At 37.4% G+C, this 12,151-nt stretch carries 19 protein-coding genes; 6 read left to right on the top strand and 13 right to left on the bottom strand.

Annotation, left to right across the window (positions count from 1 at the left end):
- Positions 1–122: 122 nt before the first annotated feature.
- The 7 genes from NSIN_RS09460 to NSIN_RS05075 form a co-directional block, all read right to left on the bottom strand.
- Positions 123–263 (bottom strand): hypothetical protein, encoded by a 141-nt coding sequence (locus tag NSIN_RS09460; protein ID WP_165775249.1) that lies wholly within the window; start codon positions 261–263, stop codon positions 123–125.
- A gap of 178 nt (positions 264–441) precedes the next feature.
- Complete coding sequence (locus NSIN_RS05100) at positions 442–1,785, bottom strand: cupredoxin domain-containing protein (RefSeq protein ID WP_101009684.1); 1,344 nt, start codon at positions 1,783–1,785, stop codon at positions 442–444.
- A 120-nt stretch (positions 1,786–1,905) separates the two neighbouring features.
- Positions 1,906–2,259 carry a hypothetical protein gene (locus tag NSIN_RS05095; protein WP_101009683.1) on the bottom strand — a complete coding sequence of 118 codons (354 nt, stop codon included), beginning with the start codon at positions 2,257–2,259 and terminating at the stop codon, positions 1,906–1,908.
- Between the two features lie 18 nt (positions 2,260–2,277).
- Positions 2,278–2,604 (bottom strand): hypothetical protein, encoded by a 327-nt coding sequence (locus NSIN_RS05090; RefSeq protein ID WP_101009682.1) that lies wholly within the window; start codon positions 2,602–2,604, stop codon positions 2,278–2,280.
- Positions 2,601–2,879: a hypothetical protein gene (locus tag NSIN_RS05085; RefSeq protein WP_101009681.1), complete on the bottom strand. Its 279-nt coding sequence runs from the start codon at positions 2,877–2,879 to the stop codon at positions 2,601–2,603. Before NSIN_RS05085 ends, NSIN_RS05090 begins: the two co-directional genes overlap by 4 nt.
- A gap of 264 nt (positions 2,880–3,143) precedes the next feature.
- The gene (locus tag NSIN_RS05080) at positions 3,144–3,443 is read right to left on the bottom strand and encodes a hypothetical protein (RefSeq protein ID WP_101009680.1); all 300 of its coding nucleotides are present in this window, start codon (positions 3,441–3,443) and stop codon (positions 3,144–3,146) included.
- A gap of 519 nt (positions 3,444–3,962) precedes the next feature.
- The gene (locus NSIN_RS05075) at positions 3,963–4,166 is read right to left on the bottom strand and encodes a hypothetical protein (protein ID WP_101010091.1); all 204 of its coding nucleotides are present in this window, start codon (positions 4,164–4,166) and stop codon (positions 3,963–3,965) included.
- Between the two features lie 92 nt (positions 4,167–4,258).
- Here NSIN_RS05075 and NSIN_RS05070 point away from each other — a divergent pair, with 92 nt between their 5' ends.
- On the top strand, positions 4,259–4,582 hold the full coding sequence (locus tag NSIN_RS05070; RefSeq protein ID WP_133124064.1) for a DUF7508 domain-containing protein: 324 nt from the start codon (positions 4,259–4,261) through the stop codon (positions 4,580–4,582).
- 135 nt (positions 4,583–4,717) lie between these two features.
- Positions 4,718–5,071, top strand: a complete 354-nt coding sequence (locus tag NSIN_RS05065; protein WP_133124063.1) for a hypothetical protein — start codon at positions 4,718–4,720, stop codon at positions 5,069–5,071.
- Positions 5,072–5,338: 267 nt separating this feature from the next.
- Here the strand turns inward: NSIN_RS05065 and NSIN_RS05060 are convergent, their stop codons facing one another.
- Positions 5,339–5,632 (bottom strand): hypothetical protein, encoded by a 294-nt coding sequence (locus NSIN_RS05060; protein WP_101009677.1) that lies wholly within the window; start codon positions 5,630–5,632, stop codon positions 5,339–5,341.
- A 68-nt stretch (positions 5,633–5,700) separates the two neighbouring features.
- Here NSIN_RS05060 and NSIN_RS09455 point away from each other — a divergent pair, with 68 nt between their 5' ends.
- Positions 5,701–5,874, top strand: a complete 174-nt coding sequence (locus NSIN_RS09455; protein WP_165775248.1) for a hypothetical protein — start codon at positions 5,701–5,703, stop codon at positions 5,872–5,874.
- 25 nt (positions 5,875–5,899) lie between these two features.
- On the opposite strand, the gene NSIN_RS05055 is transcribed toward NSIN_RS09455, so the two are convergent.
- Both NSIN_RS05055 and NSIN_RS05050 read right to left on the bottom strand, forming a co-directional pair.
- Positions 5,900–6,493 carry a hypothetical protein gene (locus NSIN_RS05055; RefSeq protein ID WP_101009676.1) on the bottom strand — a complete coding sequence of 198 codons (594 nt, stop codon included), beginning with the start codon at positions 6,491–6,493 and terminating at the stop codon, positions 5,900–5,902.
- Positions 6,494–6,717: 224 nt separating this feature from the next.
- Positions 6,718–8,304 (bottom strand): cupredoxin domain-containing protein, encoded by a 1,587-nt coding sequence (locus NSIN_RS05050; protein WP_165775247.1) that lies wholly within the window; start codon positions 8,302–8,304, stop codon positions 6,718–6,720.
- Between the two features lie 167 nt (positions 8,305–8,471).
- Between NSIN_RS05050 and NSIN_RS05045 the strand changes: the two genes are divergently transcribed.
- Positions 8,472–9,071: a hypothetical protein gene (locus NSIN_RS05045; protein ID WP_101009674.1), complete on the top strand. Its 600-nt coding sequence runs from the start codon at positions 8,472–8,474 to the stop codon at positions 9,069–9,071.
- Between the two features lie 44 nt (positions 9,072–9,115).
- The gene (locus tag NSIN_RS05040; RefSeq protein WP_101009673.1) at positions 9,116–9,607 is read left to right on the top strand and encodes a hypothetical protein; all 492 of its coding nucleotides are present in this window, start codon (positions 9,116–9,118) and stop codon (positions 9,605–9,607) included.
- Positions 9,608–10,233: 626 nt separating this feature from the next.
- On the opposite strand, the gene NSIN_RS05035 is transcribed toward NSIN_RS05040, so the two are convergent.
- The 3 genes from NSIN_RS05035 to NSIN_RS05025 all read right to left on the bottom strand — a co-directional run bounded on the left by NSIN_RS05035 (position 10,234) and on the right by NSIN_RS05025 (position 11,535).
- Positions 10,234–10,467, bottom strand: a complete 234-nt coding sequence (locus tag NSIN_RS05035; protein ID WP_101009671.1) for a hypothetical protein — start codon at positions 10,465–10,467, stop codon at positions 10,234–10,236.
- Between the two features lie 91 nt (positions 10,468–10,558).
- The gene (locus NSIN_RS05030) at positions 10,559–11,029 is read right to left on the bottom strand and encodes a VOC family protein (protein WP_101009670.1); all 471 of its coding nucleotides are present in this window, start codon (positions 11,027–11,029) and stop codon (positions 10,559–10,561) included.
- Positions 11,030–11,100: 71 nt separating this feature from the next.
- A complete protein-coding gene (locus tag NSIN_RS05025; RefSeq protein ID WP_133124062.1) occupies positions 11,101–11,535 on the bottom strand; it encodes a cupin domain-containing protein in 435 nt (144 codons plus the stop codon).
- A 250-nt stretch (positions 11,536–11,785) separates the two neighbouring features.
- Between NSIN_RS05025 and NSIN_RS05020 the strand changes: the two genes are divergently transcribed.
- On the top strand, positions 11,786–12,148 hold the full coding sequence (locus NSIN_RS05020; RefSeq protein ID WP_101009668.1) for a response regulator: 363 nt from the start codon (positions 11,786–11,788) through the stop codon (positions 12,146–12,148).
- Positions 12,149–12,151 lie beyond the last annotated feature (3 nt).

Here is a 12,151-nt window from a genome sequence, read left to right as displayed (position 1 = left end):
GAAAATCATTTTTTCCATCACACATATCCATGTAGTATGTCCAACAAGAAGTGCACTATGTCAGTATCCTGACTCTTCTTCTCATTTTTATGATTAAATAATCAATAAAATTATTTTTGAAATCACAGTGACTTGAATTTCTTGATAGCTTCCCTTGTCAGTCTCTCCTTTTCTTCCTCAGATATTGAAGTCGGGTCTTCAGATGCAAGGGCCTTGTTGTATTCATCTTCAGTGTTGGATTTCATTCTCTTTTTTTCTTCCATAATATGATGATGTGGTTTTCAATCATATGTAAAGATGTCTTGGTTAGAATGTGCCGATAAAACCTTAGAGTTTTGACAAATATCAGGAATTTCATATTTTAAATAATATATTATGTTCATAAGATGTAGAAGATTCCAATCATTGACGAGCCCAATATGACGTATAAAAAATAAGAATTTACGATACAATTATGGTTCCATGCATGTGTGTGTGAACACTACAAATGTATTCGTAAGTTCCTGGCTTGTCAAATTTGAAGGAAAACGTGTTTTTCTTGGCAGTGAGCAACCCGCTATCAAAGATTCCATCAGGATCGGTGGTTCCAGGTTTTACGGATGTGACTGTGTGACCTGTGGCATCAGTGTTGACAAATGTGACTGTTGTACCGGTCTTTACATTAAGCACATTGGGAGTAAAAAATGGTGACTCTAGACCTAAGATACTAACGGTATTGACAGGTTGTTCTTGCGTTGTCTCTGCAGATGCATCATTTGATTGTGATACAAATACATCAAACTTGGTAGTTGCATACCCCCAATCATAGTTTGAAAGTGTGCTTGGAGTCAGGTCTATCGATATAGTGTATTTTCCTCCAGTTGGAAATGTGGGACTCCATGTCATCACGCCGGTATGTCCATGTATTGCTCCATTGATTGTGGGGTTTCCTTGTAGTGCAGCTGACTGGGATATTGTGTAATTGGACATCTGTGCAGTGAGTTGTAGATCAGGATGTGTAATCATGGAATTATCACTGCTTTTGGTCAGTGTAATGATAAAGGTGGATGGTTTTCCTGCCACTATGTTTGATTGTGATTGCACCTGCACGTTTACTGAAGTTCCGTTATTTTCACCAGCAATGGTGTGTACACTATCTATTGTAGATGTCTGCACATTTTGATTTCCAGAGGTATTTTCAAGAGGCGACATGTTATTTTGTGTCTCAACGTATACAGGAAATTCAAATGTTCTTGCTCCAAAATTATTTAATGGATCTGTTTTGAATCCTTGAAGCGAGCCTGAGATCATAGTATGTGTTCTTCCTTTAGGAGTGGGTTCTAGTCCCATCATGGCAGTTCCAATAGATGATGTTGTAACAGAAACAGTATTGTTTCCGGCTACTGGGAAGGCAACTTTAAAGTCCATCATGCCAACATGCGAGTGAGCTGTAGTAGTTTTGTAAAAGACATTTCCTTGTGGGTCTTTTACTACAATTGCCCAGTCAACATGGCTTAGTCGTGCATTTGAGTTGGCATCAGTGATGTTCATTTTTACAGTAGCCAATTCATATTGATGAATCATTGGTTGTGCTGCAAATTTCAAGTCTATGCCATCAGAAGTCACAGATATGGGCTTGTTTTCTTGTTCGTCTCCAATCATGAATTCATGTCCAGTTTCAGTCATGGATTCATGTGTTGACATTCCTGGAACAGACCCTTGCCCAGAAAACATCTGAAACAACACAATAGCTAATACCACTGGCACAATTGCAAAAAGCGTTACAAGTTTCCACTGCTTTTTCATGTCGTTCCTCCATAGCTGATTTCATGGTGTTTGGCGGTTTGAATCATGATTGAAAAGAAATGTTGACAATCTCATTATAAGAGAAAATACGAATTCCTTTTCTGAATTCCAGATGTGGAATTAATCTAGAGAAAAAAAAGTTTCCGCTATCTTCTCAACCATGTCAAAACTTTCTTCTGCTTCAATTATGATATTTCCCATGTCATATTTTACAGAAATAGATTTGAAGACACTTCGGAACAGACTGGATTTTTTGCCGTCAGGTGTTATCTCAATCTTGTCTACTACCAGGAGATTCTCACTAAGAAGCCACTTTATTTTCCGATATGCGGTGGTATGAGGAATGTCACATTCTTTTATAATGTCATTTACTGATTTTAAATGAAACAAGGCACAATCCAAGATCTTCATCATTTCTTCATCTGCAAGGGCATTACGGATAGATCTTTTTGCTGCTTGATTTTTTACTATCATGTTATTTGTGTTCCTTTGTTATCCCTCTGTGTCTTCTATCATGGTCTTTCCCTTTCTTTTTGAATAGTACAATCTTAGCCACAACATTACTGTAAGAAATGCCATTGATGATGCATGAATCAAGAGCCCAATTTCAGGCAAAGGAATCAGGCTTGCTATTCTTTTATTTTGTATTACTTCTCCTACTATCCACACTATGATAAATACAGATATCTGGAATTGGAATTTTTTTATGTTTTTAGAGCGATATGCTAACCAGCCAAATATGATTAAAGAACCAAGCAAGAGTCCAAGTGTTACATCATTCATAGAATACACTAAATTATCTGCATCAGTTGGCATCATGTTCTAGTCTCCTTTTTTGTTTGAAATCTTAGATACATTAATCCAAATCCAAGTAAAACCATAGCAGAGAGAGGATCAAGGATTCCCTTGGCTAGAAAAATATTACCTAACGAACCTACAGAGTGATATATTCCATGAATTATTATAAATATGCCAAGTACAAGTGTGAGTTTTTTTAATTTTGGATTTTTTAATTTGAATGTTAGATATAGTGGAACAATAGATGCCACAAAAACTGCAATTGCATTGAAAAAATGAAATTCATTTTGTAGCATTTACTGATTATCTCACTTGATATAACTATACATGTTTTATAAAATAATTTATTTGAAAATTGCATTACATATTTTTGATGAATTCCAATTTTGGAATTTGTATCTTGTTTTATAATCATCAAAAGATGTACATGTACATACCAGAGTCCTAATAAGCATAGAATGTCTAAGATTTGAGTTGTTTTTGATCATATGTAGTACAGGTTGAGATTTCAATATCGTGATAATGTGATTTGTTTGAAGAGTGAAAAAATCTAAATTACATCATTCAATCTTGGATTCATCTACAACATAGTGTTTCATTAGAGATATTATGTATGAAGATGTACGGATGTTTTCATGAGAATAGCTAGTGTGGATAAACCTCATCTTTTCATGCATTGATATTGCCTTGTTCCATATTACTCTCATATCTGATCGTTCAATTGGCCACAGCATTTCACCTGCAGTGACCATTATCCTACCACCAGAATATTTGGCAGAAAATGGTTTGGTTTGGGTTGAAAATTGCTTTGGAGTTACAAGATCAGACGATATCATTCCCCAAAAGTCATCAAATTTCATTACATAGCAAGACACAGAACTAGAATTTAACTAGACTCCATCCTGAAATTACAGCAAAAACAAGTGTACACAGTCTTGGAATCTGTCTTTGACGAGTCCATTGGTGAACCACATCTTGGACATTCCATGACATAGTTTCACTAGAATGTAATAATTAACCGTATTTTCAGGCACATTCAAAATAATCCAAAGACAAACAATAGAAAACTAATTCTCAACAAGAATGGGTTTGTCTTCAGGGATGGAAATTTCTTCAATATCAGATTCCAATTTCTCAAAGCCTTTCCACCATGGATCCAACTTGCCAAGTAATGAACATCATACCTTATAGATCTGCCGGTTGAGTACCTGACTTTCTTTTCTTTTTGCAAGAAGGACAATACGGTCCATAATCTCCAGTCTTGTTGATTATTATCTTCTTACAATCAAGGCAATAATAGATTGGCATCTCATACATACGTCAATTCACCTGAGAAATAAATCGTAACATTTTGGTGGTACAAAAACAACAAAAAAAGGCTAGGCAAAGGTATCGATGGGCACAAGATTTTTTGGATTTTTGTTGAACTTGCCCACAATATATTGCACCTTGTCATCGCCTTCAGGCATTGGATTTGCGCACTTGCCACATTGTGGCAAAAACACAACTGCATCGCAATCAATCTCCCCTATGAACCTGTCACATCTAGAACAGTGAACAGACTTTTTGTCGTAGATGTTCATACCATACAATTACACTCGGTGACTAATAAAACTGACATAACATGGTATGGCAGATATCTTTTCCACAAACCAATGGTTGCAAACCGTTGACCATGGCTGTTAAATCATCAGAATCACACAACAATGCCATGTCATACTCTGACTGGGCTCCATTTAACAAGGACACCATATCAAAGGCACCAGAAAAGGCAGGAGTTTACTTTCTAGGTTCTGAGCATGAGACCACATACATTGGTGCTGCAAACAATATAAAAAAAATACTAGAAGAGCACTTGAACACAAACGATTCTTGCATCAAGGGGGCAGTATCATTTTGTTACCATGAAACACTATTCCCAGAAGCAGAAGAAGAAAAACAGCTCACAGCATTCCAGTACGAACATGGAAGGCTGCCCAAGTGCAACAAGTCAATCTAGTAATCCATTTTTTATCAAGACATATTCAATGATACGATCAAAACTTCAAAAGATATTTTCGTACAACAGTACAATACAAGAAGAAAATCTGGGGCTTTGATCTACTTAAAATACAATTTTGACGTATCTATCCCCATGCAAGGTTCTAGTGCATTAAACAAGTATGATTTACGAAAAGCCCACCAAGCACTCAAGATGCTCCTAATTGACAGAAGCAATGAATTTAGACTGTTTGCACACGGCATAGGATATCCAGTAAACACAGAAAACTGGGAGGTAATCGTACTGAATTTCTGCCTTGATTTTGTAGATTGTTTTGATTCCATGTCAGGCCAGGACCCTCTTGAGCACAACCAGATTCACAAATGCATGACTTTGATACGACAGATTGCAAGAGGAAAATCAAACATGACAGAGATGACGCACATGGAAAATACTGCATATCTTATTGCAGAAGATTTCAAGGCAATTTACAAAAGAATGGAATAAACAAAGATAGCAACAGAACGGGAGTACCAAGTAATCCTCAGACTACCATTTCCACTGATCCGGCATAGGCGCGTCAATGTATCTCCCATTGATTGCTATCCGGGCTATAATACACATCCACGAAATAAAAAGATGATCATGAGAGGCATTGGGTAAACTATGAGAGGTAGTGTGTAAATAATGAGAGGCATTTCATAGTTTTAGAAAAACAACAATCATGATTTCCACTAGAGATCTATACCTCAAATGCTCCGAACTTGCCTGGAGTTATGGTATTGTGCTATATCGTATCCCTGATGCTCCGCATCCCACAGCCAACGCAATTATTCCTCCCACTATGACTGCAGCATACATTTGCGCAGAATTTAGTGGAAGACATCCAACGTTGTACACATAGGGCTGCTCCCCACAGGGTTGTTGTTGTGCAAAAGCCGAGTTTGTACATATCATGGCAATCATGACACTTGTCACCACGATGCCAGCCAGTTCTGCCTTGCTCAAGCTAACCATAGCACCATATACAGCATCATAATATTTACGGATATTTACAAATCCAGACATCAGGTACAAAACAAAAATACAATTTTCTGTAAAATGTTCATCATACCATCAAAGAAACTTTTTCGATCATGAAAGTAAATTATATCATATTGAGAATTGAATTAATATCAAATGAAACCTTACTTGAAGATTGCATCAACAAATCAATATCTGACAAAAAAGTCATTGACATAAAATTTACATATTTTGTAGGACATGACAATGTAGGCGTATTTCCAGCACTTGTGATATATGATGAATGATACCACAACAAAAAATTAAGAGAACCTATGTTGCAGGCATAGATTCTGATTCGAGTTCATACAAGCTCTTCTTTCTTGCTCCCTTGTAGTCTTCTTGGAGTATCATTCCAGAGAAAAACCCCATTACTACACCATAGATTACATGCAGTACCAGAGCACCCCAAATTATCACACCAAGATGCGCTTTGAGTGTGGAGACTGCAAGTAGTTCCTGTGACGATGCAGTAGAGCCTGTTGCGACGCCAAGTGTAGGAATCATAAGATACAAGGCGATAGGCATGAAAAATATTGCATACACCTCAAGCCCAGTGATTCCTCCTGCAAATACTCCCTTCCAGATGTTGCGCAGATACAGTGCAGGATGTAGTGCAGAGCACATGCAAAATACTGCCCCTATGAGAGCAGCGGTTCCCATGTGTACAATGCTTCCAAAAACAATTGCAGGAATTCCATGTAGTCCTACTGCTAGTCCTATCATCATGTAAAAACTTCCAGACGGCAGATTCAGACTAGAATCTATTCCAAAAAAGGATGCAAGTAATGCAATCCCGCCTGCAATTCCTGCTACAGAGCCTGCTTTGGCCTTACCATACATCTCGTGCCGAGATATTGGCAACATACAATATAATGCACTTTGAAATATTTGAACTTGTACCAGAGTGTTAGATTTTCATCATGCGCGAATGTTTTGGCCTTGCAAAATAATCCCTGATACAATCATCATGCGTATACTTGAATGGATTGCATGATGTTTGGCAGAACCAGCATGTTCCTTTGCAGAACATATGCATTTTTTGCATGATATTACTACGTCATCGTCCGTATTATTGATGATTCCACAAATTATACTAATTTAGTCCTGTACGATACTGCAATAATTCCTGCTACAGATAATGCCAAAATTACAGGTGCAAGCCCAAACTCTGGCACTGCCTGGACTTGTACAGGAGGTTCTGCAGCATCAGAGCCCACCAACTCAATGGTATGCACACTATGATGATAGTTTATCTCAAATCCAGTCTCAGATGCAGTATCAGATGTAACAATCACACCATCAGAATTAAACGGCTGTGCAATCCCGTCAATTAAAACTTGAATCTGTCCACCAAGAACATATTTTGGTACTATAACATCAGTTGTTCCACGAGTGCCGCTTTCTCCCTGGACATTAAATGAGATCTTTTTCTGTGCAAGATCTGCTGTAAAACCAGTTACAGTAGAGTTGCTTGATATCTCAACATCATACTTGCCCAAGTTTGTCGATACCGGAAATGCATCAGGTGTGATAACTAGAAAGTTTGTAGAAGAGCCAAGTTTTGATATGACATCACCACCCAGAGTTTGCACCAATCCATCTTTTGTCTTGAGTTGTGCTTGTACATGATACAATCCATCAGAGTCTATTGGAATTTTCATTTGGGCGACATAGCTTCCATCACTTGAGACTTGAACTTGTTTTGATGATACCGTATTTCCATTCATGTCTGTCATAGTGACATCAACAAGCTCTGCCACAGTGTTTCCTGTGGTATCACTTATTGGAACTGTTGCCAGGTATGCACCTCCACCAACTTGGGCAAACACACCATCCCAGATAGAGCCGTATACAATAACAGGAGAATCCGAAGTGTATACATGACGCCCTGTCTGAACTGTCACATATCCATTAGAGTCAGGAATTGCTTTTTTGTATGATGACATGTATGTGTCCTTGGAAGGTGTGACATCACTTGTCGTATCTTGAACAGTATTGTTGTTAGAACTTGGCTCGTATTGGACCAGTGCTGTTGCAACAGAGCTTGCAGGACCATATTGTGCGTATATTGTATAGTTATTGCCAGGAATCCAGGTGGCTGCAGTTACAGGTATGTCAACTCCAAAGTCCCTTCCAGTCCTGGTTTCTGTATGAACTATTGATACTCCAGTGCCTTTAGAGTCTGTGACCCAGACTGTAACCTGCTTGTTTGCAATAAATTGCGACACCTGACCTGATACATGTATGGCATCACCCTTTGAATACACAGACTTGTCAGTTGACACCAGTATTCCAATTGGCATGTCAGGAGTGCTTGTTCCGACATTTACAAATCCAGTCATCCATGGATGAAACAGACAATAGTATTGGTACAGGCCAGTCTTGGTAAAAGTGTACGAAAATGTACCGCCTGGTGGTATAATTCCACTATCAATTCTTCCATCAAATCCAAGTCCTGGCTTGCCGGTAGTTACAGTATGTGCTGCAGTGTCCTGGTTTTTCCATGTGACTGTATCATTTACTTGAACTTCAAGTGTAGAAGGGGACAAGGAAAACGGATTGTTTTGATTTGCGGCACCAAGTGGAATGACAACAGGAATTTCTGCAAATGATAAAGAAAATGTCACGGCTGAGACTAGACAAATTGCAACAAGATAGTATCTAGAATATCCCAATATACCGTTTGAGCATTTTTTTTATTTTAGAGTTTCTCATAATTTCTACTAGTCCCAAATTTTTGAATAAAAAATTATTTTTACATGCTGAAAATATTCCAAGATAAAACACTTGCGCCTTTTTCCTCAGTAATTGATTTAGATATCAACGTGCAATCTGCCATCAAATGAAAGCAATAATGGTTGCAACAATTACAAGCATACTATCACTTGCAGTGTTGGCTCCAGTTGCATATGCACTAACACCAAGATCAGATTTTGGAGATAACATCAGTACATACAGTTTTCTTGGAGGAACCAAAGTATGTGGTGATCATGTTTGCAAGCTAGGAGAGTGGAACAAGTGGGTAAGTAACATGTTTTTCAGCCAGATTCAGAAATTTACAAATTCATTTGGAAATACCGCACAAGACAAGTACATCAAGAGTGCCTCATATGATACCAGCAGTCTGATTGACGGTACCTCAAATGGAAAGATTACCAAAGTTAGCACATTTGCAATGAATGATGGAAAATACACTACATTTGTTACCATAACAGATACGGGATTTGCAAATGCAAACTATATCGCACTAACACAGCTAAACCCAGATGTCAAGATAATCAAGGCGTGGATTAGCCCACAATGGGATTCAAACACCACACTCTACAAGACTGTTTTCAACACATCAAAGACAGCCCTTGTTCAAGGAGACACACTTAACATCATTTTTGTCACAGACGGCAAGCCTGCATTTAGCCTTGACGCGCTAGGGTCAAGCAGATGAGGCATTCCAAAGAGAGATTAATCCATAAACAAGGGTGAAATTTTATGAAACTAGCAACAATTCTGATAATTTCTGTCTTGATTTTATCTCCTGCAATACTTGCTGAAAAGGCATTTGCACAATACAATACAACAACCAAAGAGTATTCTTGCAATGGTTCAGATATTCAAGCATCAAGATCAGATTATTCATATTTCGTATACCAAGTAAACAAGTACTGGTCAGGGGAAAGACCAGAAGACATTGCTGCAACTCTTTTAAAATCAACTTATCCCAGTCCGATGTTGACTAATTTAGGAATATCATACCAGTGTCTTAAGAGTATCAACATAGATCCAGATTCAGTTGCCAAGATACAACCAGAAGTATTGCAGGGATTATACGTGGCAAAACAACAAGATCCTGTAAAATTTGCACAGATTGCGCCAGACTTTGATGCAAATGTACCAATTCCAGAGTTTGGTCCACTTGCAGGATTAATTATTGTAATATCAATAGTAGCGATGATTACAATCTCCAAGAGATCAAAGATCTAATCGTATGCACGCTAGATCTATGTTGGAATCATAGTGGTATAATCATCATGTGTTGTTAAACTATAGTTGATCAAACGCTAGAAAAAATTGGATTTAATCTTTAAAACAGACTGTAACGTACACGAAAACCAAGTGTCAGAGTTTACTTCCGAGCGATTACAGGCCCTAGCCCAACTTAATCGGCTAAACAATATTATCGCTCACTCTATGCTTATCAATTTCAAATAGGCATAGAGACATCTTTTTTCAACTATTTGCAGGCACGATTTTCTTCACAATTAGAATATGTACCATTTAGGCACAAAATTATGATGTTTGTCAAGTATGGGATGTATTTACTGAATATATGAGAACAATGTTTTCTTGTAGAATTATCCAAGATACACCACAGACAAAAAGGAAGAGAAAGATTATGCCACAAGTGGTCGCCCACATTTGGCGCAAACTACATGAAACATTTCCATGTACACTTGTTGTTTTGTGTCAGCTTCAACACATTGCCTACCACCTTCTTTACATATATGGCAAAATTGTTGTTTCATGATATAATATGGCGTTTCAAAGATATAAGACTAGACGAAAATATTTTAGTACTTGTGGTTTTTGGCGTCATGATTGTGTCAGATTTATTTTGAATATTTTTCTAAAACTGCTTTTTCTCCGGTTGTTTTTATTTCAAGCAAGAGTTCATCTAATATCTTGAGTCCCTCTACAAGATGTTCTCGCTTTGCCTTGCCTTGGTCTAGTTTGTTCTTTAGTACAAGTTTTTCATTATATACAAAACTTGACAGACTAATGCTGCTTTGCATGTTCAGCCCCACATAGAACTTGACATAGTCAGACAGAGTCCTAATTCCCATGTACAAGAGAAAAATATGCCAATATTTGTTCTAGATGTTCTTACTTTATTTTTTTAATTAACATCTAACAAGACATATAATCTTCAAAAGATCATTTACACATGTTTTTGAAGAATGCTTCTCCGGCTTTTTTTATCTCTTCATGTGTCATGTCCTTTTTATGAGTCGCAATAGCCCATGCGTGTCCATATGGATCTTCAACAGATGCAAATCTATCTCCCCAGAACATGTCTGTAACTGGCATCTTGGCTTTGGCACCAGCAGAAATAGCCTTGTTAAACACCGCATCCACGTCATCTACATACAGAAAGATTCCACTGCTTGTACTACCTGTTGATTTTGGTGATAACATGCCCATCTGTGGATTTTCTTCACCTAGCATTACAAATGAATCACCTATCTTGATTTCAGCGTGTATTATGGTCTTACCATCAGGTCCCAAGAACCTGGAAACTTCGGTTGCACCAAACGCCTTTTTGTAAAATTCTATAGCACTAGATGTATCCCTAATTGTCAGAGTCGGAGTAATGCTATGATATCCATCAGGAATTGGTTTTGTCATGGTTTTACCATATCTTGTATCATATATAAAATAGACATAAAGAAAATACGGTCCTGTACAATACTCTATGTTCAGGCACTAGTCCAATGATTTGAAGATTCCAAGAAAATTTGTCCATATTTTCCTGCAATTTCAGATTCTACATTCCATTCCACAATCCCGTTGGAGAGTAATTGACTTAGTTCATAGAAATAATTTTCAAGCCCGGGAGGACTGATTACTAGAAACTGTCCACCATCTTTACCAGAATTGAATTTGTGAGACACACCTTTTGGCACTGTTATTGTATCTCCTTTTTTTGCATCAATTGTTTTATCTCCAATTAGAAATTGATATTGTCCATCTAGTATATGAAAACTTTCAGACCCTCTTGGATGCATGTGCAGTGCAGGTCCAACATTTGGAGGATGTTCAAAACACATCACAGAATACATTCCATCAGTTTCATCAGTTATAACATGAATGGTCATCCTTGTACCATGAAAGTTACATGTTTCATTTTTCACAGATTACCAATTCATCACAGCAAGTATAAAAATAGATAAACGGATTTGCATACAAATTGTCAGACTTTATGCTATGTGAAAATCTAAAACAGATCCACTCCCCTTACCCCCCCCCCCAGATCCATTGTATCAAAAATTTCACAAACATTAGAAAATCATTCCAAATTTCCAACAAATTGTAAATACTTATAAAATATGGAAAATTGAGAATGACCGATCTCCTTAAAAGGAAAAAAATCCTGCATATTCTATGAAGATTCTGATAATAGATGACAACCAGGATATCACAACCGCATTCTCAAAATATTTCAAATTGTGTGGCCATGAAGTATCAACAGCAAATAATGGCCAAAACGGATTACAAATGATTGAAAGTGACAAAAATGATGTCATTTTGCTAGATATTGCGATGCCTGATTTTTCAGGGCGCGATATTATTGATCATCTTCACAAAAATAACAAGATCTATTTGCACACCATAGTGGTACTAACAGCATCTTCAGTATCTGACGACGATAAAAACGAATTAAAGAAAAAAGGAGTTCATTCAGTACTTAGAAAACCAATAGATCCTGACGAGCTCATCACATACCTTGGAAATATCAAACCATAATTG

Origin of the sequence: Candidatus Nitrosotalea sinensis (assembly GCF_900143675.1) — an archaeon.
GTDB lineage: Archaea > Thermoproteota > Nitrososphaeria > Nitrososphaerales > Nitrosopumilaceae > Nitrosotalea > Nitrosotalea sinensis.
The sequence above is the reverse complement of the archived record's forward strand: the minus strand, read 5'-3'. Positions and strand labels throughout refer to the sequence as shown.